Annotated in this window: 21 protein-coding genes; 15 read left to right on the forward strand and 6 right to left on the reverse strand. The window is 64.6% G+C overall.

The annotated features are described in order from the left end of the window. Positions 1 to 16 precede the first annotated feature (16 nt). The 6 genes from CXR03_RS16955 (at position 17) to CXR03_RS16980 (ending at position 9,540) form a co-directional block, all read left to right on the forward strand. Positions 17 to 1,990 (forward strand): S8 family peptidase, encoded by a 1,974-nt coding sequence (locus CXR03_RS16955; RefSeq protein ID WP_146070546.1) that lies wholly within the window; start codon positions 17 to 19, stop codon positions 1,988 to 1,990. A gap of 75 nt (positions 1,991 to 2,065) precedes the next feature. Next, positions 2,066 to 3,076: a polyphosphate kinase 2 gene (ppk2, locus tag CXR03_RS16960; protein ID WP_104104925.1), complete on the forward strand. Its 1,011-nt coding sequence runs from the start codon at positions 2,066 to 2,068 to the stop codon at positions 3,074 to 3,076. 350 nt (positions 3,077 to 3,426) lie between these two features. After that, a complete protein-coding gene (locus CXR03_RS16965) occupies positions 3,427 to 4,890 on the forward strand; it encodes an HNH endonuclease signature motif containing protein (protein WP_258073737.1) in 1,464 nt (487 codons plus the stop codon). Between the two features lie 277 nt (positions 4,891 to 5,167). After that, positions 5,168 to 8,485: a DEAD/DEAH box helicase gene (locus CXR03_RS16970; protein WP_104104927.1), complete on the forward strand. Its 3,318-nt coding sequence runs from the start codon at positions 5,168 to 5,170 to the stop codon at positions 8,483 to 8,485. A gap of 269 nt (positions 8,486 to 8,754) precedes the next feature. Beyond that, positions 8,755 to 9,012, forward strand: a complete 258-nt coding sequence (locus tag CXR03_RS16975) for a hypothetical protein (protein WP_104104928.1) — start codon at positions 8,755 to 8,757, stop codon at positions 9,010 to 9,012. A gap of 78 nt (positions 9,013 to 9,090) precedes the next feature. After that, complete coding sequence (locus CXR03_RS16980; protein WP_104104929.1) at positions 9,091 to 9,540, forward strand: MarR family winged helix-turn-helix transcriptional regulator; 450 nt, start codon at positions 9,091 to 9,093, stop codon at positions 9,538 to 9,540. Positions 9,541 to 9,585: 45 nt separating this feature from the next. Here the strand turns inward: CXR03_RS16980 and CXR03_RS16985 are convergent, their stop codons facing one another. Beyond that, positions 9,586 to 11,277, reverse strand: coding sequence for a thiamine pyrophosphate-binding protein (locus tag CXR03_RS16985; protein WP_104104930.1), 1,692 nt, complete (start codon positions 11,275 to 11,277; stop codon positions 9,586 to 9,588). 141 nt (positions 11,278 to 11,418) lie between these two features. On the opposite strand from CXR03_RS16985, the gene CXR03_RS16990 reads away from it, so the two are divergent. Next, positions 11,419 to 12,219, forward strand: coding sequence for a cyclase family protein (locus CXR03_RS16990; protein ID WP_104104931.1), 801 nt, complete (start codon positions 11,419 to 11,421; stop codon positions 12,217 to 12,219). A gap of 34 nt (positions 12,220 to 12,253) precedes the next feature. Here the strand turns inward: CXR03_RS16990 and CXR03_RS16995 are convergent, their stop codons facing one another. Then, positions 12,254 to 13,279 carry an NAD(P)-dependent oxidoreductase gene (locus CXR03_RS16995; protein WP_104104932.1) on the reverse strand — a complete coding sequence of 342 codons (1,026 nt, stop codon included), beginning with the start codon at positions 13,277 to 13,279 and terminating at the stop codon, positions 12,254 to 12,256. Positions 13,280 to 13,395: 116 nt separating this feature from the next. Next, positions 13,396 to 14,109, reverse strand: a complete 714-nt coding sequence (locus CXR03_RS17000; protein ID WP_258073729.1) for a CE1759 family FMN reductase — start codon at positions 14,107 to 14,109, stop codon at positions 13,396 to 13,398. 187 nt (positions 14,110 to 14,296) lie between these two features. Between CXR03_RS17000 and CXR03_RS17005 the strand changes: the two genes are divergently transcribed. From CXR03_RS17005 to CXR03_RS17025, 5 genes are all read left to right on the forward strand, one after another. Next, positions 14,297 to 15,769, forward strand: coding sequence for an MFS transporter (locus tag CXR03_RS17005; RefSeq protein ID WP_258073730.1), 1,473 nt, complete (start codon positions 14,297 to 14,299; stop codon positions 15,767 to 15,769). A gap of 320 nt (positions 15,770 to 16,089) precedes the next feature. Beyond that, on the forward strand, positions 16,090 to 17,037 hold the full coding sequence (locus tag CXR03_RS17010) for a nucleoside hydrolase (RefSeq protein WP_104104933.1): 948 nt from the start codon (positions 16,090 to 16,092) through the stop codon (positions 17,035 to 17,037). A gap of 38 nt (positions 17,038 to 17,075) precedes the next feature. Beyond that, a complete protein-coding gene (locus tag CXR03_RS17015; RefSeq protein ID WP_104105037.1) occupies positions 17,076 to 18,464 on the forward strand; it encodes an MFS transporter in 1,389 nt (462 codons plus the stop codon). Between the two features lie 58 nt (positions 18,465 to 18,522). After that, the gene (locus tag CXR03_RS17020) at positions 18,523 to 19,437 is read left to right on the forward strand and encodes a ribokinase (RefSeq protein ID WP_104104934.1); all 915 of its coding nucleotides are present in this window, start codon (positions 18,523 to 18,525) and stop codon (positions 19,435 to 19,437) included. A 151-nt stretch (positions 19,438 to 19,588) separates the two neighbouring features. Beyond that, a complete protein-coding gene (locus CXR03_RS17025; protein WP_104104935.1) occupies positions 19,589 to 21,115 on the forward strand; it encodes an ATP-binding protein in 1,527 nt (508 codons plus the stop codon). A gap of 18 nt (positions 21,116 to 21,133) precedes the next feature. On the opposite strand, the gene CXR03_RS17030 is transcribed toward CXR03_RS17025, so the two are convergent. Beyond that, positions 21,134 to 22,804 (reverse strand): FAD-binding dehydrogenase, encoded by a 1,671-nt coding sequence (locus tag CXR03_RS17030; RefSeq protein ID WP_104105038.1) that lies wholly within the window; start codon positions 22,802 to 22,804, stop codon positions 21,134 to 21,136. A gap of 198 nt (positions 22,805 to 23,002) precedes the next feature. On the opposite strand from CXR03_RS17030, the gene CXR03_RS18385 reads away from it, so the two are divergent. Continuing rightward, positions 23,003 to 23,152, forward strand: a complete 150-nt coding sequence (locus CXR03_RS18385; RefSeq protein ID WP_181032423.1) for a hypothetical protein — start codon at positions 23,003 to 23,005, stop codon at positions 23,150 to 23,152. Between the two features lie 85 nt (positions 23,153 to 23,237). On the opposite strand, the gene CXR03_RS17035 is transcribed toward CXR03_RS18385, so the two are convergent. Next, a complete protein-coding gene (locus tag CXR03_RS17035; protein WP_104056180.1) occupies positions 23,238 to 23,474 on the reverse strand; it encodes a DUF1508 domain-containing protein in 237 nt (78 codons plus the stop codon). A 104-nt stretch (positions 23,475 to 23,578) separates the two neighbouring features. After that, a complete protein-coding gene (locus tag CXR03_RS17040) occupies positions 23,579 to 24,571 on the reverse strand; it encodes an asparaginase (RefSeq protein ID WP_104104936.1) in 993 nt (330 codons plus the stop codon). Between the two features lie 142 nt (positions 24,572 to 24,713). Between CXR03_RS17040 and CXR03_RS17045 the strand changes: the two genes are divergently transcribed. Then, positions 24,714 to 25,154, forward strand: a complete 441-nt coding sequence (locus tag CXR03_RS17045) for a very short patch repair endonuclease (protein WP_104104937.1) — start codon at positions 24,714 to 24,716, stop codon at positions 25,152 to 25,154. A gap of 64 nt (positions 25,155 to 25,218) precedes the next feature. Continuing rightward, positions 25,219 to 25,908 (forward strand): HAD family hydrolase, encoded by a 690-nt coding sequence (locus tag CXR03_RS17050; RefSeq protein WP_104104938.1) that lies wholly within the window; start codon positions 25,219 to 25,221, stop codon positions 25,906 to 25,908. The last annotated feature ends 48 nt before the right edge of the window (positions 25,909 to 25,956 follow it).

Here is a 25,956-nt window from a genome sequence, read left to right on the forward strand (position 1 = left end):
AAGAGGTACACCCTTGGTGAAGATTTCCAGTTCCCGCCTCATGCTTCGCGCCGTGACGGGTGCGGCGGCTCTGCTCGTGCTCAGTGGCCCGCTGGTAGCCGCGCCGGCTTCAGCGGACAGCAACAGCGACACTGCGCCGCCCAGCCGTTACATCGTCACGTTCGCCGATCGGGCAGCTGCTTCGAGCATCACCCGTGAGCAGACCTATCTGGACGCGGGCAGTCCCGTCGGTGCCGCGGTGACCGAACTCCACCGGACCGGCAGCGGCGGAACCGTGGTGGAGGTGGACCCGGACCTCACCGCCGAAGAAACCGCCGCCGTCGTCAGTTCCCTGGCCGCCGATCCCGACGTCGAACACGTGGAACCGGATGTTCTCCTGTACCCGTCCGCCGTAACCCCCAATGATCCCCTCTATCCCCGGCAGTGGAACCTCCAGGGCGCGGGAGGCGGGGCTGATGCGGCACCTGCGTGGACGTCCTCCACCGGAAAAGGCCAGGTGGTGGCCGTGGTGGATACCGGCATCACCGCCCACACGGACCTTCAAGCGCAGGTCCTTCCCGGCTATGACCTGATTTCAGACCCGGCAGTGGCAGGCGACGGCAACGGGCGCGACGCCGATCCCCGTGATGAGGGTGACTGGTACGCGAACGGCTCCTGCGGCAGGACCGTGGGCAGCGCCTCCACCTGGCACGGTACGCACGTCTCCGGCGTCGTCGCAGCCAGCGCCAACAATGGCACCGGCATCAGCGGAGTGGCGCCCGGCGCCCAAATCCTTCCGGTGCGGACGCTTGGAACCTGCGGCGGATATATGTCCGATATCTCGGACGGCATCATTTGGGCTGCCGGCGGCCAACTGCCCGGTGTTCCCCTCAATCCCACGCCGGCCCGCGTCATCAACCTGAGTCTGGGTGGCGTTAGCACCTGCTCCGCGGCCATGCAACAGGCAGTGAACTTCGCTGCTGAGCGGGGTGCCGTGGTTGTGGCGGCGGCCGGCAATGACAGCATTTCCGCTGACCGGAGCCAGCCTGCCAACTGCGACAACGTGATGGTAGTGGGCGCCACCGACCGAAACGGGTCACGGGCGCCGTACTCGAACTTCGGCCCGCTGGTGGACCTCATGGCCCCGGGTGGGAACACCGTGGGCGATTCCAGTGGCGGCATCCTCTCGACGATCAACAACGGCAAGTCGGTTCCCGCGGATGAGGGCTATGCCCATTATCAGGGAACCTCCATGGCCGCACCCCACGTCGCCGGGGCAGCAGCCCTCCTGCTGTCCGCCGACCCCGGCCTGACGTCCCAGCAAGTGGAATCCACCTTGCTTCAGACGGCACGGGAACTGCCGGGCAGCTGTGCCCCGCACTGCGGACCCCAATTGTTGAACATTTCCGCTGCAGTGGCCGCCGTGGCATCCCCGTTCATCGATGTTCCGAAATCAATGCAGTTCTACGACGACATGCGGTGGATGGCCGAGACCGGTATCTCTACAGGCTGGACCGAAACAAACGGCACCAGCACATACCGTCCGCTGGAATCCGTGAACCGGGACGCGATGGCAGCCTTTATGTATCGGCTCGCCGGCAGCCCTGCCTTCACGCCGCCCCGGACATCTCCCTTCGCTGACGTCTCGACCGGCAATCAGTTCTACAAGGAGATCTCCTGGCTGGCAGCGGAGGAAATCTCCACCGGCTGGCTGGAAAGCAACGGCACCAAGTCGTACCGTCCGCTTCAACCGGTAAGCCGCGATGCCATGGCCGCCTTCATGTACCGCTACGCCGACGCTCCGGCCTACACAGTTCCGGTGAAATCTCCGTTTGCTGACATCGCGAAAACCAATCAGTTCTACAAGGAGATCTCCTGGCTGGCGTCCACAGGCATCTCCACCGGTTGGGCCGGGGGCAACGGCACCAGCACGTACCGCCCGCTGAGTTCCGTGAAACGTGACGCGATGGCAGCATTCATGCACCGTTTCGACACCAGGTTCAACCAATGATCCGAGGACTCCCCCTTCCCTGACCTGCCGGAGAGACGTAGATTCGTAGTCACCGTCCGCGTGCAGGAGATACCCATGGCTACGAACAAGACCACCGTCAAAGAAGATGACAAAAAGTTGGCTGAACCGGATACCGCCGCTAACGGTGAGGTTTCAGACGAGGTAACCCGAATCTCCGTGACGGAGGACTACACCAACGAACTCGATGAGCTTCGTGAGCTAAAGGTCAAGAGCAAAAAACTCAAAGTGAATGCCGACGACGACGCGTGGCGGCACAACTACCCGTATGACAAAAAGATGACGCGGCGAAGCTATGAGAAACAAAAGCGTGCGCTGCAGATAGAACTTTTGAAGATGCAGCTCTGGGTCAAGGACACTGGGCAGAAAATGCTCATCATCTTTGAAGGCCGTGACGCCGCGGGCAAGGGCGGGGCGATCAAGCGTTTCAACGAACACTTGAATCCGCGCGGTGCCCGGATTGTGGCCCTCGAGAAACCAACGGACAACGAACGCACCCAGTGGTACTTCCAGCGCTACGTAGCGAAGCTGCCCAGCGGCGGCGAAACCGTCATGATGGACCGCTCCTGGTACAACCGTGCCGGGGTGGAACGGGTGATGGGTTACTGCACGCCGGCCCAGTATCTGGAGTTCATGCGGGAAGTGCCGGAGCTGGAACGAATGTTGGTGAACTCCGGGGTGCTGCTCAATAAACTGTGGTTTTCCGTGGGCCGGGCGGAGCAGGTGGCACGGTTTGCAGCCAGGGAAACCGACCCGGTGAAACAGTGGAAGCTCTCCCCCACGGACCTCGCCAGCCTCGACAAGTGGGACGACTACACCGAAGCCAAAGAAGCAATGTTCTTCTATACCGACACCGGTGACGCCCCGTGGACCGTGGTGAAATCCAATGACAAGAAGCGGGCCCGGCTGGAAGCCATGCGGTTTGTGCTGCACAGCGTGGATTATCCGAACAAGGACACTTCTGTGGCACACGCACCTGATCCGCTGATTGTCGGTCCCGCCGCCAGCCACTTCGAGGAAGACGAAGAGCCGAGCGGCCGTTTCCCCGTGGTTAAACCGAAGGGGTAGCTGCCCACCCTGCTGGTGGTACGCAGGTATTCCTTATTTCTGATTAGGTAGTGGCCCAAAAAAGTCGAGTATTTGGCGGGCTTCAAGAGGGCCTATTTTGGGGCTTTTGGGGCTGTTTTCGGGACGGAAATGTCGGTGGCAGGTGAAAGCCTGAGGGCATGGATCAGAACGGATCGTTCCCGAGCGAAGGCACCGGTGATTGTGTCGGTGCCGGGCAGCATGGTGTGTCCAGCCGGTCGGTTTTTGACGCCGTGCCCGGTGCCGTTCAATCCTGTGCAGCTCAAACCGGTGTCGTTCAGTCCGGTACCGCGGATCCTGGAACTGTCCAGAGCCTAGAGGGTTTGAGCGGAGTGTTGGTTCTGCAGGGTGCGGAGGCCCTGACCCAGGACGAGTCCTCAGTGGTGTTGTCCCGGTTGGATGCGCTGGTGCGGTGGGCGCAGGCCCAGCAGGCCAAAGTGCTGCACCGGATGGAAACCCTCTTCCGCGACGACCTGCTCGAAGATATTGGCCGAGAAGATCCGGCCCTGACCTTCAGCCTGGCTGCGGAGGAAGCCGCAGCCATCCTGTACCTTCCCACGAACACGGCGAAGATGCTGATGAGTGAGGCGGGACGGTTGTGCACCACCCACACCGCAACCCTGGCCCGGCTGGAGGACGGGAGCCTAGGTTACGGGCATGTGCAGACGGTGCTGGACCAATCCCAGAACGTCCCCGAACCCGAACTGGCCGCCTTCGAGGCTTCCCTGCTGGAGGCTGCTGGTGCGGGGCAGACGTCGTCCCAGTTCCGGGTGAAGGCCAGAAGGCTGCGGGAGGGTCGGTATCCGGAGACCGTTCCGGTCCGGCATAAGAGTGCTTTTGAACGCCGGCGGGTGTGTTTGGTGCCGGATGAGGACGGGATGTCGTGGTTGTCGGCGTTATTGCCGGCAGCGCGGGCGCAGTTGGTTTATACGCAGCTGACCACAGCGGCGCGGGGTGAGCAGGGGGCGGGGGATCCGCGGGGCGTGGATCAGTTACGGGCGGACATTCTGGCTGACCTGCTCGACGGTGACAGGGATCTCGACGGTGACAGGGATGCCGAAGGCAGTGGTCATGAAGGCAGTGGTAACCACGGGGCTGCGGGCCGTGAGGGCAGAACCCGTAGCGATGCCGGCGATGACAAAGCCTCTGAGAAGAAGTCCCGTGCCCGGGCCCGCACGGAGATCCTGGTCCTGATCACTGCCGAAACCCTGTTCGGTGCTGATGAACAGCCTGCCGAACTGCACGGATACGGGCCGATCAGCCCCGAAACTGCACGCCGGCTGGCCCGGCAGGCAGCACACTGGACCCCGGTGGAACGAAACCCGGACACTGAGGAGATCCTGCGGGTCGGGCGGCGGCGGAAAGTCCCGGCCGGGCTGCAGCGCTGGCTGCGGGCCCGGGACGGAACCTGCCGGTTCCCGGGATGCCGGACCAACGCCGTGATCGCAGAGATAGACCACACCAAACCGTGGTCCCACGGCGGGAGCACCGATCACGACAACCTGGAGCACTTGTGCCGGCGGCATCACATATTCAAGTCCCGGGGCTTCTGGAAAGCACGACAACACAGTCCCGGGATTATTGAGTGGACGTCACCGGGCGGCCGGACCTACCGCACGGATCCGCACCTCACCCTGGCCACAGGACTGAGCACGCGACTAGCCACAGGACCCAACACGGGACGAAGCGCGGGACCAAGCCCGGAAGCCACGGAACCTGCTGTAAGCCGGATGTCGGGTTGGGTCCCTGCGGGCGAACCTCCGGAAGACTACGGCGACGATCCACCACCCTTTTGACGATAGTTCGAACGATCCGCCGCCCTGCTGTCGGCCATTCTCATGATCCGCCGACGGCGGCAGGATTGCCCACTGCAGTCGGCCGTGTGCAGTAGCCGTGTGCAGTAAATGTGGTCAGACGCAGATCACGCCATTGTGATCTGCGTTGCCCACGATGTTAGCTATATTTCATCCCCTTTGCAGGGAAGGCCCGCCGAGGATGCTGAGCCAAACGCCGAGGACCAGGTCCGAGGAGTCCGGTCGCGGAAGTGTCAGGCCTGCGTGAGACGATAAAAACATGCCTTCCTCACCGCCTCTGATCGACGTCACGGACATCATCCGGGTTGTCGGCGGAGCTGCGTTTCAACGCGGCCAAACCTATGCAAAGGGCGGTGCAGTAGTGGAACTGGCGTGGGAACCGGAGGGCGAAGTGCTCCGCGCCAAGGTTCGAGGCCATTCTTCCGTGCCGTACCGCACCATGCTGCAGCTGGGGGAAAAGCGGCAGGGCGACTACCGGCTGCTGGACAACCACTGCAGCTGTCCCGTTGGATTCGACTGCAAGCACGTGGCCGCCGTCGCACTGCAAAGCAATACCGATCATTTGGTGGCACGGCAGGAATTCATCCGGCCCTCTGCCGCCGGCGCACCAGCGGTGCCGGCCTGGCAGGAATCACTGCAGACGCTGATTGACGCCGACCTTCATGCGCTCACGGGCAGCACCAAGGCATCGGCCACTCCCCTGGCGCTCCAGTTTGAAATCCGGACATCGGATGCAGGTATCAGTGCCCGCTGGGGTTCTCCGGCTCCCCGCAGCGCGCACCGCAAGACCTCGTTCCGGCTCGGTGTCCGCCCGGTGGTCCGCAATACGAAGGGCAACTGGGTCAAGAACAATCTGGCCTGGAGCAACATTGCCTATCAGACGTACGGGCTGCAGCTGGATCCCGAGCAGCACCGCTGGTTCTCCCAGTTTCCGGCTCTGCACCGGTCCAACGGCGTGAGCTACTTCGGCCAGAATGACTCCTGGCTCTACCTGGATGATTTCTCCAACCCCCTGCTGTGGCAGCTGCTGGAAGAAGCTCAGCGCATCGGCGTGCAGTTTGTCGGTGCCAAGAAAGACACCAGTGTCCGGCTGGGCCAGCGGGCAGCGCTGTCCCTCGACGTCCGTGCGGCCAAAGAATCCCCGGGAACGGACGCCGCCGTACCTCTGCAGTTGCAGCCCGTTCTGGAGATCGACGGTGCGCCTTACCCCACCGATGCCGCCGGGCTGATCGCCGGGCACGGCATTTACGTACGCAGTCCGGAAAACGTCATCACTCTGGCGCCAACCGCGCGCCCGTTGACGGACCAGGACAAGGGCCTGCTGTTGAACGGCGCTCCGGTAATGATTCCCGAAGAGGACGCCCCGGTCTTTCTGGAAAAGTTCTACCCGAAGCTTCGCCAGGTGCTGCCGGTAACCAGCAGCGATGAGTCAGTCGAGTTCCCGGAGATTTCTCCGCCCCTGCTGGTGCTCACGGCATCTTTCCAACCGGACGATACCCTGTTCCTGGACTGGGAATGGGAATACCGGCAGGGGGATGATCTCACCCGCATCCCGCTGGGCACCCGGGCGGATCCGGCAACAGGTTACCGGGACGTGGCCGCGGAAGCGGACCTGCTCACCGCCGTCGGCAAAGTCCTGGGATCGGTGCCGCGCAGCCGCTCCTTCGCCGGCATCGACACCGCAGAATTCACCGAGTATCTGCTCCCCAAAATCGAAAAGGTCGACGGCGTACGGGTGGACGTCGTCGGCGAGCGCCCCGCCTACCGCGAGCTCACCAGCGTGCCGGAGCTGAAGATCACCACGGTGGAGACCGAGCGCCGGGACTGGTTCGATCTGGGCATCATGATCACTGTCGAAGGCCGGCTAGTGCCCTTTGCCGATGTTTTCAAGGCGTTGTCCCAGGGCAAAACGAAGATCCTGCTTGTTGACCGCACCTACCTTTCGCTGGACCGTCCCGAATTTGCGCAGCTGCACGCCCTGCTGGAAGAAGCAGAGGGTCTGCAGGAATGGGAAACCGGCGAAATGACCATCAGCCGGTACCAGGCCGGACTGTGGTCCGAGTTGGAGGAGCTGGCGGAGGAAACCGAACAGGCCGCAGCCTGGCGTGCTTCAGTCACCGGGCTGCTGGAATTGGATTCAGTGGAGCAGGTGCCGCTGCCGGCCGGGCTGAAGGCAGATCTCCGCCCCTATCAGGCCGAGGGCTTTAACTGGCTGGCGTTCCTCTGGGAGCACGGACTCGGCGGCATCCTGGCCGACGACATGGGCCTGGGCAAGACACTCCAGACGCTGGCGCTTCTGGCCCATGCGCGGGAACAGGCTGCCCGGCACGACACACCCCGCCGGCCCTTCCTGGTGGTGGCTCCCACCTCGGTGGTGCCGAACTGGCTCTCCGAGGCGGCACGCTTCACCCCGGGCCTCCGTGCGGTCGCCGTTCCGGACACCACCGCCAAGTCCAAGGTGCCGCTGGCCGAACTCACGGCGGACGCCGACGTCGTTGTGACTTCCTATGCCGTGTTCCGGCTCGACTTTGCCTCCTACCGTGCCCTGGAATGGGACGGGCTCATCCTGGATGAGGCGCAGTTCGTGAAAAACCGCACCACCCGCGCCCACCAGTGCGCCCGGGATCTCAACGCTCCGTTCAAACTGGCCATCACCGGCACCCCCATGGAGAACAACCTGCTGGAGCTGTGGAGCCTGTTCGCCATTGTGGCGCCGGGCCTGTTTCCCTCCGCCCGGAAGTTCATTGAGGAATACCAGCGGCCCATTGAGCGCGGTGAGGACTCCAAGCTTCTGGCCAGGCTGCGCCGCCGGATCCGCCCGCTGCTGATGCGCCGCACCAAAGAAGCCGTGGCAAAGGATCTGCCGGAGAAGCAGGAACAGGTGCTGGAGGTGGAGCTGAGCCCCAAGCACCGCAAGATCTACGAGACGCACCTGCAGCGTGAACGGCAAAAGCTGATGGGGCTGATCAAGGATTTGGACCGCAACCGGATGATCGTCTTCCGTTCCCTGACCCTGCTGCGGATGCTGAGCCTGGATGCGTCGCTGGTGGATGACGATTACGCCGGCGTGCCTTCGGCCAAGCTCGATGCCCTCTTTGAGCAGCTCGAAGACGTCACCGCTGAGGGACATCGCGCCCTGATCTTCAGCCAGTTCACCTCGTTCCTGAAGAAGGCCGCAGCCCGGCTGGACGCCGCCGGAATTCCCTACGCCTATTTGGACGGCTCCACCCGGGACCGCGGAGAGGTCATTGCCTCCTTTAAGGACGGCCAAGCCCCGGTGTTCCTCATCAGCCTCAAAGCGGGCGGGTTCGGCTTGAACCTCACTGAAGCGGATTACGTCTTCCTCTTGGATCCATGGTGGAATCCGGCAGCGGAGTCGCAGGCCGTGGACCGCACGCACCGCATCGGGCAGACCCGCAATGTCATGGTGTACCGGATGGTTGCCCGCGGCACCATCGAGGAAAAGGTGATGGCGCTCAAGGAGCAGAAGGCCAAGCTCTTTACCTCCGTGATGGACGATGACGCGGTGTTCAGCTCCGCGCTCACCGCCGAGGACATCCGTTCCCTGTTGGACTAACCCGTCCGCTCCGGCCGCTGTCCGGACCGGCCGATGTCCGATCCTGCAAACATGCGGTCCGGCAAACATGCGGCCCGGAGACTATGAAGTTGGGCACGTCGCCGTCACCGCAAACCGCCCTGAAACACCGCTGAAAGCCTGTGTTTACGGGCATCGGCGGCTCGCAGAGGGTCCGCCTCTTACCCGTCTAGGCACTTCGCCAGCGAATTATGATGCTGGCAAAAGCACCGCTCCAACCGGTCACCCGGTGCCGCCGTCAGGAAAGGATCATGAGCACTCAGGCATCAACCCTCATCCGCCCGTTGGACGTGACCGCCAAGGATGAAGATGAACTCGTGCACGTTTTTTGTACTCCCTGCAAGCGCCGGGCCATGCACCATGCACAGCGGCCTGTCCCCTATTGCGGCAAGACCATGCCCAACCGTCCCCTCCGCGACGACAACGGCACCCTTCCGGTCTGTATGGTCTGCCTGGATCTTGCCCGCTCCGCCCCGTGTCCGAGATGCGGCACGAGCGCCCGGCTGTAACCACCGCTGTCTGCGAAGCCGTTTCTCCGAAGCTTCAGTGCCATTCCGCAGATCCTGATTGGTTTGTACAGTGGGGTGATGGCTACTGACGAACGCCCCATCGGATTTTGGCTCAAGCTCGTGGACCAGCTGGTTGATGACCAGTTTGGCGCAAGTTTTGAAGAGCACGGCGTCACCAGGCGGCAATGGCAGATGATGAACCTCCTGACGGACGGCCCTGCCTCAGGAAAACAGCTCTCCGACGCGTTGAAACCGTTTTTCCCGGTGGTCGAGGGCAGCATCACCTCAGCGGAGCTGATCGAGGAGCTGCGAGAAAGCGGCTGGGTATCCCTGGACGACGGCCAGTACCAGCTGACCGATTTGGGCCGGCGAAGCTTGGAAAACCTTCGCGGCGCCGTCGAACGCATCCGCGAGCAGCTCACGGAAAACGTGTCCGAGGACGAGTACGGTGCCCTGGTTGCCGTGCTGCAGCGGATGGCAACGAACCTCGGCTGGGACGGTTCGGTGGAGGACACTGCCGGAGCGTGAACCAGGCCTGACAGGGAAATACTTCTCCGCTCAGCATTCCCCAAATCAGTGCCCGCGGAACGCCTCCGCCAGCCACCAGGCGCCGCCGTCGGACGCAATCTTGGCATCGATCACCAAGGGGGCGTTCCGCGGCCCGGCCAGCCAACCCTTCACCGCTTCCAAGTCGGCACGGCGGCGCACCGTAATTCCCGCAGCTCCGTAGCCGCGGGCAATGGCTGCGATATCCGTGTCAGGGAACGTTACGGTGTCCAGGTCCACTGTTGCATCACTGGCTCCGCCATCTTTCCCGGTCCCCGCAGCAAAGTGGTGAACCTCGGCACCGTACCCGGCGTCGTTGTAGATAATTGCCACCAGAGGCAGCCGCAGCCGCACCGCGGTTTCCAGTTCAGAGATGCCCATCAGGAACCCGCCGTCGCCGGCGCCCAGGACCGGAAGCCTGTCCGGCCGGGCGAGCGCAGCACCGATCGCGGTGGCCAGCCCGAGACCGATCGATTGGAACGCCTGCGTGAAGCAGAATCCAAACTCATCAGGAACGGACAGGTGGGTGGACGGGTAGCCCATGAAGTTGCCGGAATCCACTGACACCAGCCGCTCGGCCGGCAGCAGGGCGTCCAACTCCAGGCTCAGGACCCGCGGATCTATCCGGTCCGCCGTGGACAGATCGGCCACCGGCACGTCCTGCCAGCGGGAGCCGGCCGCAATCCGCTGCCGGGTTTCCGCTGTCCGGTACTTCTGCGCGGGCTCGGGGACGCCGGCTTTCAGCTGTTCCAGAACATCGGCCGCGGTGGCAGCGCAGTCGCCCAGCACGCCCAGATGGATTTCGCGGTTCGCGCCCAGCGCGGAATCCTCCACATCAACTTGAACGACGGCGGTATCCGGACCAATGAGCGAACCGTGCCGCATAGTCCACATGTTCAAGGTGCAACCCCAGCCGATGATGAGGTCCGCGCCGCGGATCAGGTCCGCGGTTTCCGGGGTGGAAAAGCCGCCGGAGATGCCCAGATTGAAGTCGTCCCCGTTGAACAGTCCGCTGGCCACGGCCGAAGTCGCCAGCAGCGCACCGGAGTGGGCTGCAAGCGCTGCAATTTCTTCTCCTGCACAACGGGCTCCCCGCCCGGCAACAAACACCGGCCGCCGGGCGGAAGCCAGCAGGTCGGCCAGGCCCCGCACCAGTACCGCGTCCGGGCGTATCCTGCCGGCCGGCACCATCGGCCGGGTGAGCGGCAGCGTGCTCGGCGGGGCCGGAGCGGACTGGAGGTCCAGCGGGACGCTCAGGACCACGGTGCGGCGTTCGTGAACAGCTGTGCGGTAGGCCCTGACGGTATCGGCAAGAGCACTGTCGGCTGAGTGGATCCGTTCCGGAACGGCGCCCAGGCTGCGGGCCAGTCCGTCCTGGTCGATCCGGAAGTTGGAGCGCACGGCGGACGAGGCGGTATCCGCTGTAAGCACGATCAGAGGAGTGCGGGATTTGGCCGCCTCGCCGATTCCGGTGGCGGCGTTGCTCAGTCCGCAGCCCTGGTGCGTGGTCAGCACCGCAACCCGGCCGGACATCCTGGCGTACGCATCCGCCATGGTGGCAGCTCCGCCTTCGTGCCTCGCCGCCGTGAACGGAACACCGTTCTCCCGCAGGGCGTTGGTGAGGTGAAAGTTGCCGCTGCCCACCACGCCAAAGGCGCGTCCTGCCCCGAGCCTGGCCAGGGTACGGCCTACGAGCGCTGCAATATTCGGAGCATCCATACCCTGAACAATAGGTCCCGCCCGCAGGGGCACCAACCGCGCTGCCGACATATTGCGGCGCATGTGACGCCTGTGTGACACGGCGCCGCAGACGCACCGGTAGTCTCAGGCAAAGCCTCCCCCGCCTGGACAGGAACCGATATGAGCCTCAACCGCACTGATTCCGGTTTGATCAACACCCTGCTGGACGCCGTTGCCGGCGGCACGCTGGAAATAGTGGACCTGACAGCTCCGCTGAGCAGCAGCACCCCCACCCTGAAGCTGCCCGCACCGTTCGTCAACCTCATCGATTTCAGTCTGGAAGCGGTCAGCGCCTTCGACGAGCCCGGTCCGTTCTGGAAACACAACAACATTCATACCGGCGAGCACATCGGCACCCACGTGGATGCGCCGTCGCACTGGATTTCCGGGCGAGACGGCGACGACGTTTCACAGCTTCCGCTGACACGCCTGGTGGCGCCCGCCGTCGTCCTGGACGTCAGCGCCCAGGCAGCAGCGGATCCCGATTTCGTGCTCGAGATTGATCACGTCAAGACGTGGGAGGCCGAGCACGGAGCGCTGCCCGACGGCGCCTGGCTGCTCCTGCGCACCGGGTGGGACAAGTTCGCCGAGGACGCTGACGCTTTCCTCAACATCGACGACGGCGGCTCGCACACGCCGGGGATCTCGGCCGCGTGCGCCAAGTGGCTGGGCGAGGAGACAGAAATCGCGGGACTGGGAGTGGAGACTGTGGGTATCGACGCCGGCAACGCCGGAGCGTTCGATCCGCCCTTCCCGGCGCACTATTACCTGCTGGGCAACAACAAGTACGGCGTCACCCTGCTGCAAAACCTGGCCCAGCTTCCGCCCACCGGCGCTTTGATCGTGGTGGCGCCCCTGAAAATTACCGGCGGCACCGCAAGCCCGGCCCGGGTGCTGGCACTGGTGGAACACGGCCGTTAGGGGACAGCGGCAGCTGCTGAGGAGTCAGTACCAGTCAGTACCCTGCGTCAACATCCACGAGGCCGTCCAGCGGTTGTCCCGCGGCGAGCCTGCGAACATTGTCGCGCACCCGGCCAGCCAGCAGCGGTGCCACCATCTCAGGAGTTTCCGCGGTGTGGGGCGTGATGAGGGCCCGCGGTTCGGACCAGAGCGGATGCCCGTCCGGCAGGGGCTGGGGATCCGTGACGTCCAGGGCAGCGCCGGCCAGCTTGCCCTCGGCAAGCGCCTGCGTCAGGGCATCCGTATCCACCAGCGGGCCGCGGGCAACATTGATCAGGAAGGCATGATCCTTCATCCGCGCCAGCCGCCGGGCATCCATCAGGTGCCTGGTGCCCTCCGTCATGGCAGCTGCAAGGATCACGACGTCGGCCGTTTTCAGCGCGTCGTCCAGCCCTGCATCGGTGACCGTGCGTTCGGCGCCCGCGACCGGGTGGTCGTGTGCCCGAACCACCGTGACGTGCTCGGTAAAGGCGCGCAGGAGCCGCAGGATTTCCTGTCCAACCCCGCCTGCTCCCACCAGGACCACGTGCCGGTTGTGCAGTGACGTGCCCTGCGGCGGCCCCCAGGTGCCGGCCCTCGCGAACACCGGAATGCTGCGCATGAGCGCCAGCGTCAGCGTCAGTGCGAACTCCCCCACCGGCTGCCGGAAGGCACCCTTCCCGCTGGTCCAGGAAATATTCCGGTGAGCCCGCATGAGATCGTCATACTGGTCGACCCCGGCCAGGGGCAGCTGGACCCAGCGGATCCCTGGGCGTCCCTTTACTGCGCGTTCCACCGCTTCGGGACCGACGACGTCCGCCAGCACCACGCCGGCGGTGCTGTCCGACAGTGCCTCCACAATGCCGCCGCCCTCGGCCACGGCAGCCACCAGTTCCGAGGTGGACGCCGGAAGAATGGCAATGGAGGGTGAGGGCGCACTGGGCGTGAACGGATCAACGGAGGGCTGCGTGTTACTGCCGGCAACGGACGGTCCTGAAGATGAACCGGCGAAAGAGGATTCGGAATCGGCATGCTTGGCCATACACGGCTCCTGCCGCTGGTGAGGTTCCCGGCCTACGAGCCGGCCTAAAGGCAGGGCCCGGACGAGACGGATCCTGTCGAGTTTAGTTCCGGCCGGACGGCGTTAGAAGAGGCTCCCTATCCCCGGCGGGTTTGGGCCAGCAACTGTTCAAAAGGCAGCGAAACCATGGGATCCGGACGCTTTGCAGGCTGCTGGGTTCCCTGCGGTCCCTGGGTTCCCAGGGTTCCCTGGGTTCCCTGGGTTCCCAGGAGTGCAGCGAGCTCGGAGGCCGCACGGCGCACCCGGACATCCAATGCACTTGTGCCGGAGGGAGCGGATCCGGCGTCACCGGCTGAGCCCCAGTCCTCCGGTGCCGCATAGACCGCCGTCGGCGTGGCTTTGGCCCGCAGATAGCTGAACATGGGCCGCATCGCGAAATCCAGCACCAGGGAATGCCGCGAACTGCCGCCGGTCGCTCCCAGGATCACGGGCTTTCCGTCCAGGGCGGTGTTGTCGATAACGTCGAAGAACGATTTGAAGAGGCCGCTCATGGACGCAGTGAAAACGGGGGTTACGGCCACCAGCGCGTCTGCGGCCACTACTTCGTTGATGAGCGTCTCCAACTTCGGCGGCGCAAAACCGGTCACCATGTTGTTGCCAATATCCACGGCGTACTCGCGGAGTTCGAAGGTGCTCACCGAGGCAGAGCCGCCGGAGGCCTCGAGTGCCCGGCGGGCGGCCTGCCCCAACTGGTCGGCGAGCATCCGGCTGGACGAGGGAACACCCAATCCTGCCGACACAACTACTATTCTGCGATCTGCCATCTCGGCAACCTCCGCTACTTCATGCATATGCATCTATTTTTTATCCTGTCTGATCCAACCTTTGCGGGTCGGCAGTTATTCCTTGCCGGACCCTCGCCTGCCCGGCAAGGCGGTAAACCAGTACCCCAAAGCAGATATCGTTAACGCAGTGCCGGGCCCGTAGAAGCTCCTGGACCCGATGAAGATCCCCGAAATGAATTGACGTACTACACCTGTGAGTGAAACAACCAAACGCCGCGTCAACGTTGCAGCGCTGATGACGGCGCTGCTGACCGCCTGCATGGCGTTCCAGCTGAACGCCTCCATGCTTTCCCCCGCACTGTTCACCATTGAAGAAGAGCTGAACACCACTTCTGCGGCCGTCGCCCTGACCCAGACGGCGTTCTTCACCGCTGCGGCACTCTTCTCCCTGTTCCTTCCGCGGCTCGGTGACATCATCGGCCGCAAAAAGGTCCTGGGCGGCATGCTGGTGGTTCTGACCATCGGCTCCGTGCTTGCCGCCCTGGCTCCCAGCATCGAGGTGCTTTTCCTCGCCCGGCTGATCCAGGGCGTCTCCGGGCCCACGGTGGCGCTGTCCATGATCATGCTGCGGGTGGAAATCCGTGAACCAAAGCTCTACGGCACCCTGATGGGTGTCATCGCCGCGGTTAACGGAGGCATTGCCGGCGTCGACGCCATTGCCGGCGGTTACCTGGCGCAGAATCACGGCTTCGCCTCCGTCTTCTGGACCATGGCCGCCGTGGGGGTCCTTGCCGCTGCTCTGGTGATTGCGGTCGTTCCGGAATCCTGCGCGGCAATAAAGGCCAAGATGGACTGGGTGGGCGTGGTTCCCCTGGTCATCTCGGTGGGCACCCTGCTCACCGCCTTCAACGAGGCCGGCAAGCTGGCGGACGCCAACTGGCCGCTGGTCATCGGTCTCATGGTCATCGCCGCCATTTCCTTCACCGTGTTCTGGAAGGTTGAAAACCGCACCGAGCAGCCGTTGATAGCCACCCGTCTGCTGAAGCAGCGTTCCACCTGGGCGCTGCTGCTGACCACCGTGCTGACCATGACCGGCGTCTTTGCCGTCATGAACGGCATCATTCCCGCTCTGGCGCAGGACGGTGTCATCGGGTTCGGCATGGGCGCCGAGGATTCTGCCTGGTGGACCATTACCCCTTATGCCCTCGCCGGACTGGTGATCGGGCCCTTCGCCGGACGTCTCGCGGGCAGCTGGGGCTACGCAAAGGTGCTGCGGATCGGCACCATCGGCTCCGTCATCGCTCTGGCCCTGATGCTCCTGGTCGTCGGCAGCGATTCCAGGCTGGGCCTGCTGGGCGTCTCGGTGCTGATCGGCATCACGTACGCCGGCATCGGCAACGTCATGCTCAGCGGCCTGGGCGTATTGCTGTCTCCCAAGGAGAACCCCGGCTTCCTGCCGGGGTTGAATGCCGGTGCGTTCAACCTGGGCGCCGGCCTCAGCTTCGCCGTGATCTACGCGGCCAAAACGGCCACTACAGCAGCGGACGGGTCGGGCACCGAGGGCTACTACGGCGGCATCATTGCCGGCCTGGTCATCCTGGTGCTGGCCCTGGCCGCCTCCTTCCTGATCCCCAAACCTGCAACGCCGGAAGCCGGCGCCAGCCCTGAAGCAGCAGAAACAGATCGACTGAGCGACGCCGAGCCTGCCGAACCTGCCCTTCGCTGACTGCTGCAGCGCAAAGGTTAGGGCCTGCCCCGAACACAGGCAAATTGGCCGCGGGTCCGGCGGGACGGGACAGCAACATCAGGAAATAGAGGCCTAAAAACGCCGCTATCTTTAATGCAGTGCCCCCTCCCGTCAAGGGAAAGTGCTGCCCTTCGAACGGTTCCCGGTCAACGCCTGAACCCGTTCCGCAGCGCGCCGCACTCCGCCGTGGCCTCCTCCCGCACCGCATTGTTGCGCCTGCTGAACGGACCGCCCAGGCGGGGCACTGCACCACGGGGACTCCGGTCCCCCAGCGAGAACCTCAACGAAGCGGAGATGCAATGCCCCACAAAATCATCCTGGACTGCGATCCCGGCCATGATGATGCGGTCGCCCTGCTGCTGGCACACGGCAGCCCGGAGATCGAGCTTCTGGCGGTGACCACCGTCGTCGGAAACCAGACTTTAGAGAAGGTGACGCGCAACGCGCTGGCGATTGCCCGTGTTGCAAATATCACAGGTATTCCCTTCGCTGCGGGCAGCCCGCGGCCCCTGGTCCGCACCATCGAAAACGCACCGGACATCCACGGCGAGTCCGGCATGGACGGCCCTGAGCTCCCCGAGCCTGCCATCGATCTGGATCCGCGGCACGCCGTGGACCTCATCATCGACACGGTCATGTCCCATGAGCCCGGCACCGTCACCCTGGTGCCCACCGGCGGACTGACCAACATTGCGCTGGCAGTGCGCAAGGAACCGCGCATTGCCGAGCGCGTGAAGGAAGTTGTCCTCATGGGCGGCGGATACCACGTGGGCAACTGGTCTGCGGTGGCCGAATTCAACATCAAAATTGATCCCGAAGCCGCGCATATCGTCTTCAACGAAAAGTGGCCGCTGACCATGGTCGGCCTGGACCTCACGCATCAGGCCCTGGCCACGGACGAGGTTGCCAACCGCATCGCCGCGGTGGGCACCAAACCCGCCAAGTTCGTCGGGGAACTCCTCGAATTCTTCGGTCAGGCCTATAAGGACAATCAGGGTTTTGATTTCCCGCCTGTCCATGACCCCTGCGCCGTCGCCTACGTCATCGACCCCTCGGTCATGACCACCCGGCGTGTTCCGCTGGATGTCGAACTGACCGGCACCCTGACCCTGGGCATGACGGTGGCGGATTTCCGTGCACCGGCGCCCGCTGACTGCAACACCTCCGTGGCTGTTGACCTGGATCACCAGAAATTCTGGGACCTGGTTGTCGACGCCCTGGAGCGAATTGGTGAGGTAGACCTGTGAGCGAAACAACCCAGCGCCGCGTCAATGTGGCCGCTCTGATGACGGCCCTGCTGGCGGCCTGCGTGGCCTTCCAGCTGAACGCTTCCATGCTCTCCCCCGCCCTCGTGCGGATCGAAGAGGAACTGAACACCACCTCCGCTGCGGTGGGCCTGACCCAGACGGCATTCTTCACCGCCGCCGCCCTCTTCTCACTGTTCCTTCCCCGCCTGGGCGACATCATCGGGCGCAAGAAGGTCCTGAGCGGCATGCTGGTGGTCCTCACCATCGGTTCCGTGGTGGCCGCACTGGCACCCAGCATCGAGGTCCTGTTCATCGCCCGCCTGATCCAGGGCGTCTCCGGACCTGTGGTGCCCCTGACCCTGATCATGCTGCGCGTGGAAATCCGTGACGCCAAGCTCTACGGCACCCTGATGGGCGTCATCACGGCTGTCAACGGCGGCATCGCCGGCGTTGACGCCATTGCCGGCGGCTATCTGGCTGAAAACCACGGCTTCGCGTCGGTGTTCTGGGCAATGGCCGCCGTGGGCGCCGTAGCGACCGCCCTCCTGCTGTTCCTGGCGCCGGAATCCCGGGCCGAGAAGAAGGAAAAGATGGACTGGGTGGGCGTGGTTCCCCTGGTCATCTCGGTGGGCACCCTGCTGACCGCCTTCAACGAGGCCGGCAAGCTGGCGGACGCCAACTGGCCGCTGGTCATCGGCCTCATGGTCATCGCCGCCATTGCCTTCGCGGTGTTCTGGAAGGTTGAAAACCGAACGGAACAGCCGCTGGTGGCCACCTATCTGTTGAAGCAGCGTTCCACCTGGGCGCTGCTGCTGACCACGCTGCTGACCATGACCGGTGTCTTCGCCGTCATGAACGGCATCATTCCCGCCCTGGCGCAGGATGGCGTCGTCGGATTTGGCCTGGGCGCGGAAGACTCCGCCTGGTGGACCCTGACCCCGTACGCCATTGCCGGACTGGTGATGGGACCGATCGCGGGCCGCCTTGCCGCAACCTGGGGCTACGGCAAGATGCTGCGGATCGGCATGATCGGCTCAGTGATTGCGCTGGCATTGATGCTCCTGATCGTCGGCAGCGATTCCAAACTGGGGCTGCTGGGCGTCTCGGTGCTGATCGGTATCACCTACGCCGGCGTCGGCAACATCATGCTCAACGGCCTGGGCATTGTGCTTTCCCCCAAGGAGAACCCCGGCTTCCTGCCGGGCTTGAACGCCGGTGCGTTCAACCTGGGCGCCGGCCTGAGCTTCGCCGTGATCTACGCTGTAAAGACTGCCACCACGGCTGCGGACGGATCCGGAACTGAGGGCTACTACGGCGGTCTCATCGCCGGTCTGGTCATTTTGGTGCTGGCATTGGCCACGTCCTTCCTGATCCCGAAGCCGGCCGACGCCGAAGTGGAAGCCGCTGCTGAGAAAGCCGTCCGGTAAGCACAGTCCGCCTCACCCGCCTCACCCGCCTGATCCGCTCCAAAGGAGAACGTCCCGCATGTCCGCCGGAAAAGTTGTAGTTGTAGGGTCGCTGAACGCTGACCTGACTGTCCGCACCGACCGCTTCCCTCAGCCCGGGGAAACCCTCAACGGCTCGGAACTGGTGATTGTTCCAGGCGGAAAGAGCGCCAACCAGGCTGCTGCAGCGGCCATCCTGGGTGCCGATGTTCGGCTGTTCGGCGCCGTGGGCGCCGACGGCCACGGGGATCTGCTGCTCAAGGCCGCGGCCGCTGCCGGCGTTGACGCCTCCCGCGTCCTGCGCCGCACGGACACGGCAACCGGCACGGCCATGATTGTGGTGGACGCCGCCGGAGAAAACACCATCATCGTTTCCCCGGGCGCCAACGGCACCGTCACCGGCGCTGAGTTGCCGGCGGACCTGTTCGACGACGCCGCAGTCCTTACGCTGAGCCTGGAGGTTCCGCTTGACGCGGTCACTGCCGCGGCACGCGCGGGGCACGACGCCGGCGCGCAGGTCCTGCTGAACCTCTCCCCGTACCGGGAGGTTCCGGCCGAGCTGCTCGCACTCACCGACGTCCTGCTGCTCAACACCCATGAAGCGGCGCTGGTCACCGGTCTTACTGATCCGGCCGCCGACTGGGAAGCGGTCATCGCTGTCCTGGGACAGCTGGGCGTGCGGCGCACCATCATCACGCTCGGCGGGGACGGCGCCGTTGTGCTGGACGGCACAGCCCAGGGAGCGGATCGCGTGGTCTCCGTGGCACCCACCCGTGTCACCGCAGTGGACACCACCGGCTGCGGCGATGCTTTCACCGCGGCTACCGCTGCGCGGCTTGCCGCCGGGGATTCACTGGTGGAGGCTGCGACTTTCGCGGCTCGGGCCGGTGCATTGGCCGCCACCCGCGAGGGTGCGCAGTCCTCATACTCGGCACTGGCGGAACTGGTGGGCTAAGGCTCAGTCCCCATCGCAACGACGACGGCGCTTCCCCACCCGGGGAGGCGCCGTCGTCGTCTGCTGCCAGGCTCTGGTCACCTGCTACGCTCTGGCCTCCTGCTAGGCAGCGTCTCCTGTTAGGCAGCGTCTCCTGTTAGGATTCGGCCGCATGGATGAAAAACTGGGGGAATTCCTTCGCAACTTCACCCGTGCCGTCGATCTGGCACAGGCCCACCGGGACGAAACTCCGGGACGTGTCCGTCTCTTGGACGTCCTGACCGCCCACCTCGGCATGTCAGCCTCTGACCTTCCCATCCTGGCCCAGGACTTTCCGGTCCATCGGTTCGCGGACCTGGACATCGCCGTCGAGAAGATCTCCGGGCAGGATCCGCAGGCACGGCTGATCGGCGTGGGCGGCGGGCAGCAGCGTCACCACCTATCCCTGTCGGACCTGGTGCAGCAGGAGTACGGTCCCGTGACCGTGGGCCAGCCTGATTTCGTTAATCTCGCCGTCGGCCCGGACAGCACCCGCGAGGTGCTGGCACTGGGACTGCGGCTCTTTGTCTACGAAGGGGTTCCGCTGGCAGTGCTGCAGCGCGGCACCAACCCGCAGTATGGACGCAACGGGACCGACATTGCCGTGCTGGCCCCGGAGCGGGAAGCCGCGGCCCGCTTCCTGACGGCGGTCCAGGATGATCTGCGGACCAACAGCATTCTGCGTGGACAGGTCGTGTCCTTCGCCTTTGACCCCTACGGACAGCAGGGCGCCGGCGTCACGTTCCTGCCCCGCCCCTCGCTGCCCGCAGACGAAGTAATCCTGCCCGACGGCGTGCTGGACCGGGTGGGCAGGCATGTCCTGGGCATCGCTGCTAACCGGGAGGTGCTCCGCGAACACGGGCAGCACCTCAAGCGCGGCGTCCTGCTCTACGGTCCGCCCGGCACCGGAAAAACCCATACCGTTCGGCACCTGCTCAGCGCCAGCGAGGGCACGACGGCGGTGCTGCTCGCCGGGAGTTCGCTGCACGCGGTGGGAGAAGCGGCCCGTCTGGCCCGTGCCATGGCGCCGTCCATGGTGATTCTTGAGGATATTGATCTGGTGGCCGAGGACCGGGACATGGGCAACGGCCCCCAGCCGCTGCTCTTTGAAGTCCTCGACGCCCTGGACGGGCTGGATGCCGACGCCGATGTCGTCTTCCTCATGACCACCAACCGGGCGGAAGCCCTGGAACGGGCGCTCGTGCAGCGGCCCGGGCGGGTGGACCTCGCCGTCGAAATCCCGCTGCCCGATGCCGGAAACCGGGTGCGGCTGCTGGAACTCTACGCCCCGGCTGGAGTGTTTTCCGAAGCGGCGCTGCAGGCTGCCGCGGACCAGTCCGAGGGCGCCACCGCATCCTTCGCCCGGGAGCTGATCCGGCGGGCAGTACTGGTTGCCGTGGATGCCGGCGAGCAGCCCGGTGACAGGCATTTGGCCGCCGCCGTTCGGGAACTCCTGGGCCAGGGCGAGGCATTGACTCGGAGCCTGCTGGGCGCCGGAGGCGCGGACTCTGCCAGCCAGGATTCTGACGGCAGGGCTTCTGACGGTCCCGGGCTGCTGCCGGACGGGCAGGAACCTCACCCCGGGGTCAGCGTGGGTTACAGCTTTGGCCGGGTCGGCCAGGGCGGGGCCAGATATGTCCCGCTGCCGCGGGCCACATGATGGCTACCGGGATGATGGCTACCGCCCCGCTGCCCTGCCGGCCGCCCGGCCGCTGAACAGGCAACCGCCCAGGAAGGTTCCTTCCAGGGACCGGTAGCCGTGCATGCCGCCGCCGCCAAAACCCGCCGCCTCACCCGCGGCAAAGAGGCCGGGAACGGGATTTCCGTCCAGCCCCAGCACGCGTGAGTCCAGGTCCGTTTCCAGACCACCGAGGGTTTTGCGGGTCAGCACCGACAGTCGCACCGCAATGAGCGGACCATCCTTAGGATCCAGAATCGGATGCGGGGACGCCGTCCGGATAAGCCGGTCCCCCAGATAGCTCCGGGCTCCGCGGATGGCGGTGACCTGGCTGTCCTTGCTGAACGGATTAGCGATCTCCCGGTCCCGGGCTTCCAGCTCGGCCCGGATTGCCTCGGCGGACAGCACCGGCGCCGCGCCGCTGGTGGAGTCCTTCGCCAGCGCGTTCATTCGCGCCACCAGTTCCTCCACCGAGCCGGCGGTAATGAAGTCCTCGCCGTGGTCCAGGAACTTTTGCACCGGCCCGGGCACCCCGGCGGTGGCACGGCCCAGCACCTCACGCACGGATTTACCCGTCAGATCCGGATTCTGCTCGGACCCGGACAGTGCAAACTCCTTGCGGATGATCGCCTTGTTCAGGATGAACCAGCTGTACTCATGGCCGGTGCCGCGCAGATGTTCCAGCGTGCCGAGGGTATCGAAGCCGGGAAACAGGGGCACCGGGAGCCGGTTGCCGGCGGCGTCAAGCCAGAGCGAGGAGGGACCGGGCAGAATCCGGATCCCGTGGTTGGCCCACACCGGGTTCCAGTTCCGAATGCCCTCCACGTAGTGCCACATCCGGTCCGGATTGATGACCCGGCCCCCGGCCGCGGCACTGGCGGTGATGCCGCGGCCATCCACGTGTTCAGGCACCCCGCTGAGCATCGTTTCCGGCGGGCTTCCCAGACGCTTCGGCCAGGCCGCCCGCACCAAAGCGTGGTCCCCGCCGATTCCGCCGGTCGTGACGACGACGGCGCCGGCAGTGAACTCGAACTCCGCCAGCGGGACGCGGCTGGTCGCAGCGCCGCGAACCGCCGTCGTCGGCTCCAGCACACTGCCGCGCACCCCGGTGACGACGCCGTTGCTTACCGTCAGTTCCTCCATCCGGTGGCGGAAAGCCAGCCGCACCAGCCCGCGGGCGACGCCGTCGCGCACTTTCGCTTCAAAGGGTGCGGTGATGCCCGGGCCCGTGCCCCACGTGATGTGGAACCGCGGCACCGAGTTGCCGGGTCCGGTGGCTCCGTAACCGCCGCGCTCCGCCCACCCAACCACCGGAAAGACGCGGTGCCCCATCTGATGCAGCCACGCACGTTTCTCCCCCGCCGCGAAGTGGACGTAGGACTCAGCCCAACGGCGCGGCCAGTAATCTTCCGGCCGGTCGAAGCCTGCTGTTCCGAGCCAGTCCTGCCACGCCAGTTCCACGGAATCGCGAACCCGCAGGCGCCGCTGTTCGGGCGTATCCACCATGAAGAGTCCGCCGAAGGACCACCAGGCCTGCCCGCCGAGGCTCGCGTCGCCCTCCTGTTCCACGAGGATGACGGAGCGGCCGGCCTCAATCAGCTCCGCGGTTGCCGTGAGCCCCGCCAGTCCGGCTCCGACAACAATGACGTCTGCCTCTTCAGTTGGCTGCATCCGGATCACGGTACCGGCAGATCAGGCCTCTGGCTAGGACTGATATCGGCAGGTCTGACGACAGGCCCGAGCGCTCCCCGACGCTGGGACGACGACTTGGCGGTTGGCCCTTACTGCCCGGGACACCGCTTCCTAGACTGAACATACGGGCGGCTCTTCTCCGGAGCCTGCGCGCACCCAACCTGACTGGAGATAACCATGGCTGAGAAGGAACATCCCGCATCCGGCAATGACCAGGACCGTACCCACAACGAAGCTCCGTCCGAGGGAGACTCGTCAGCCGCTGGACCCAATGAACCGCGTCAGCACAGCCAAGAGGCAGCCGAAGGAGATGATGACAACAAGTAACAGCGGCTGCAGCCAAAAAGGCCCGGAGTTCCGAAAATGGAACTCCGGGCCTTTTTGATCAGGACTGCCGATCAGGACCGAAGTGTCAGGATGCTTTGGCCCGGCCGTTCTCGCGGCTGGCGTCGCCGAGCATGTCTGCGTCGTGGCTTTGATCTACAACCGGGCCAGTGCCGGCAATCTCGCGCAGAAGCTCGATTCCCGCGACGGCTGCCTGCTTAGTGGGAAACATGGCTGATACCGCCATGAGCGCGCCGTCACCGGAAATGAGTTTGATCCGAAACGCGCCGTCGTGGGCGTCTACAAGCTTGAAGTAGCCCGACATCTCTTACCTCCTTGTAAGGGGCATATCTGTGCCATTAATCATAAGCCAACTTATGAACTCTGGAACCACTTGCCGGTCATACGCGCAAGGCCGCAACCCTTTCGTTATCCTGACTGCCCGCCCTGCCTGCCGGGAGCAGCGGTCAGAACACGGTGAATCTGCTCGGGGGTTGCAGGCTGGGACGTCAGCAGCGCCGCAAGGATTCGAGCCTGCGGAGGCTTGAGGTCGCCTGAGGGAATCGCTCCGGCCCGTACCAGGTCCACCCCGCCGCCGTCACCGTACGTCGGGATGACGGGACCGTAGGGAACCCGTGAGCTCAGAACCACAAAGCATCCCCCGCGTACTGCGTCCTGGACCGCTTCCACGAACCCGGGACCGGCGTTCCCCGTCCCGGTACCTGCCAAAACGACAGCGGCCGCGCCGGCGTGGACCGCATAGGAAAACAGATCCGTGTCCGCGCCAAGTGCACAGTCCACGATGGTGACGCGGGTACGGTCGAATTCTTCACTGGGCATGCGCAGCGGAGAAGGCCGGAGCGGTCTGGCAGTGACATGCAGGCTGTCCCCGATGAAATGTGCCACCTCGGTGCCTCCGGCATACGGGTCCGCTGCCGTAGTACTGGCAAGAAAGAGTCCCCGGGATGAACGGATCTTTCCTGCGAACGAAACCAGCACGCCCGTGCCACGCAGTTCCGGGGAAGCTGCGGCTTCCACGGCCTGCTCCAGATTGTCCGGACCGTCAGGAGCAGTGCTGTCGGCAGGACGGCTGGCACCGGTAAACACCACCGGCTTGGGTGAGCTGTGCACCAGATCCAGCAGGAACGCCGTCTCCTCCATGGTGTCGGTTCCATGTGTGATGACAACGCCGTCCACGGTGGAGTCCATCACGGCGTTGCGTGCCGCTTGGGCAATGAGCCTCAGATCGGAGAACTGCAGCTGGTAACTTCCGCTGACCATCACGTTCCGCACGGAAACGGTGTGACGGCGTGACAGCGTCTGAATCAGGTCCTCCGCATGGTCCTTGGCGATCAACCCGCCCGGACCTGTGCTCCGCGACGCGATCGTGCCGCCCGTACCAAGAATTCGAATCGAAGCCATAGGCCAACCCTTCGCGTGTTCTCATCTACCAGCCAACGTAGGCCGACCCGGCATGCGGTGGCTAGGGCACTGCGCCGTACCTGCTGCCGGACGCCGAATTCCGGGAGGATGCTGCAGCCGGACGGCTGCCTAGACTTGAACCATGGCCGATACCGTCACTGCTGAGCAGCGCAGCGCCAACATGTCCCGGATCCGGAGCAAGAACACCAAACCCGAGCTTTTGGTTCGACGCCTTCTCCACGCTGCCGGTTACCGCTTCCGCCTGCACGGCGCAGCAGGAGGGAAGCTGCTGCCTGGTAAACCCGACTTGGTATTCGCTGCCCGGCGCAAGGTCATCTTTGTTAACGGCTGTTTCTGGCACCTGCACAGTTGTGCGGCGGGCCGGCATGCACCGCAGAGCAACAGCGAGTTCTGGGCTGAAAAGCGGCGCAGAACGGCGATGCGTGACGCAGCAGCACTGGAGTCCCTGGCGGCGGCAGGATGGGAGTCGCTGACCGTGTGGGAGTGTGAGTTGAAGGACCGCAGTGCCCTGGAGGAGCAACTCGTCACATTTCTCGGCCCGCGCGGCACGGCTGGTCGCTAGACTCAAAACCTCACCGCCCCGAACAATCCCAAGTTCATCCGCATCCCCCGAAGGCAGGACAGACATGGCACACAACAGCACCGCCAAGCGCGGCGTTCTTTTCGACGTCGACGGAACCCTGGTTGATTCGAACTATTTGCACACCGTTGCCTGGTGGCAGGCCTTCCGGCGGATGGACCTGGACGTTCCGATGTCCGCCGTGCACCGGGCGATCGGCATGGGCGGCGACAAACTGGTGGAGCATCTCCTGGGCGAGGAGCGGGATAAAGATCAAGACGAAAAGTTGGACGCGACCCACGGAGCAATTTTCTCCACCTGGTGGCCGGCGCTCCGCTCCTTCGACGGCGCCCGGGAGCTGCTGCTGGCCTGTGCGGACAAGGACTTGACCATTGTGCTGGCCTCATCAGCATCAGGACCGGAACTGGAAGTCCTGCGCACCGTCATCGACGCCGATTCCGCGATTGCCGCGGCCACTTCCTCCGCCGATGCCGAGGAGTCCAAGCCCTCCCCCGACATCCTGCAGTCAGCCTTGGACAGCTCGTCACTGACCGCTGAAGACACAATCTTCGTCGGTGACTCGGTTTGGGACGTCAAAGCTGCGGCAGAGCTGAAGATTCCAACGATTGGGCTGCTCTGCGGCGGCACCAGTGAAGCGGAACTGCGCGACGCCGGCGCCACCGAGATCTGGGAGAACCCGCGCGACCTGCTGGAAAACCTGGAGAGCTCGCTGCTCGGGAAGCTGGCGGCACGCTGACTGCCGCCCGGGCGGCACCCCCTCCCCCCGCAAACACGGCCGAACTAC

Origin of the sequence: Arthrobacter sp. 08Y14 (assembly GCF_002929455.1) — a bacterium.
Classification (GTDB): domain Bacteria; phylum Actinomycetota; class Actinomycetes; order Actinomycetales; family Micrococcaceae; genus Arthrobacter_B; species Arthrobacter_B sunyaminii.

Excerpts from the sequence above, each read along its gene's own strand:
- CXR03_RS17045 (WP_104104937.1), top strand. The coding sequence starts at position 24,714 with ATGGCCGATACCGTCACTGCTGAGCAGCGCAGCGCCAACATGTCCCGG.
- CXR03_RS17030 (WP_104105038.1), bottom strand. The coding sequence starts at position 22,804 with ATGCAGCCAACTGAAGAGGCAGACGTCATTGTTGTCGGAGCCGGACTG.
- CXR03_RS17035 (WP_104056180.1), bottom strand. The coding sequence starts at position 23,474 with ATGTCGGGCTACTTCAAGCTTGTAGACGCCCACGACGGCGCGTTTCGG.
- CXR03_RS17025 (WP_104104935.1), top strand. The coding sequence starts at position 19,589 with ATGGATGAAAAACTGGGGGAATTCCTTCGCAACTTCACCCGTGCCGTC.
- CXR03_RS17015 (WP_104105037.1), top strand. The coding sequence starts at position 17,076 with ATGACGGCCCTGCTGGCGGCCTGCGTGGCCTTCCAGCTGAACGCTTCC.
- CXR03_RS17010 (WP_104104933.1), top strand. The coding sequence starts at position 16,090 with ATGCCCCACAAAATCATCCTGGACTGCGATCCCGGCCATGATGATGCG.
- CXR03_RS16970 (WP_104104927.1), top strand. The coding sequence starts at position 5,168 with ATGCCTTCCTCACCGCCTCTGATCGACGTCACGGACATCATCCGGGTT.
- CXR03_RS16995 (WP_104104932.1), bottom strand. The coding sequence starts at position 13,279 with ATGGCCAAGCATGCCGATTCCGAATCCTCTTTCGCCGGTTCATCTTCA.
- CXR03_RS16975 (WP_104104928.1), top strand. The coding sequence starts at position 8,755 with ATGAGCACTCAGGCATCAACCCTCATCCGCCCGTTGGACGTGACCGCC.
- CXR03_RS18385 (WP_181032423.1), top strand. The coding sequence starts at position 23,003 with ATGGCTGAGAAGGAACATCCCGCATCCGGCAATGACCAGGACCGTACC.
- ppk2 (WP_104104925.1), top strand. The coding sequence starts at position 2,066 with ATGGCTACGAACAAGACCACCGTCAAAGAAGATGACAAAAAGTTGGCT.
- CXR03_RS17000 (WP_258073729.1), bottom strand. The coding sequence starts at position 14,109 with ATGCATGAAGTAGCGGAGGTTGCCGAGATGGCAGATCGCAGAATAGTA.
- CXR03_RS17050 (WP_104104938.1), top strand. The coding sequence starts at position 25,219 with ATGGCACACAACAGCACCGCCAAGCGCGGCGTTCTTTTCGACGTCGAC.
- CXR03_RS17020 (WP_104104934.1), top strand. The coding sequence starts at position 18,523 with ATGTCCGCCGGAAAAGTTGTAGTTGTAGGGTCGCTGAACGCTGACCTG.
- CXR03_RS16990 (WP_104104931.1), top strand. The coding sequence starts at position 11,419 with ATGAGCCTCAACCGCACTGATTCCGGTTTGATCAACACCCTGCTGGAC.
- CXR03_RS17040 (WP_104104936.1), bottom strand. The coding sequence starts at position 24,571 with ATGGCTTCGATTCGAATTCTTGGTACGGGCGGCACGATCGCGTCGCGG.
- CXR03_RS16985 (WP_104104930.1), bottom strand. The coding sequence starts at position 11,277 with ATGGATGCTCCGAATATTGCAGCGCTCGTAGGCCGTACCCTGGCCAGG.
- CXR03_RS16980 (WP_104104929.1), top strand. The coding sequence starts at position 9,091 with ATGGCTACTGACGAACGCCCCATCGGATTTTGGCTCAAGCTCGTGGAC.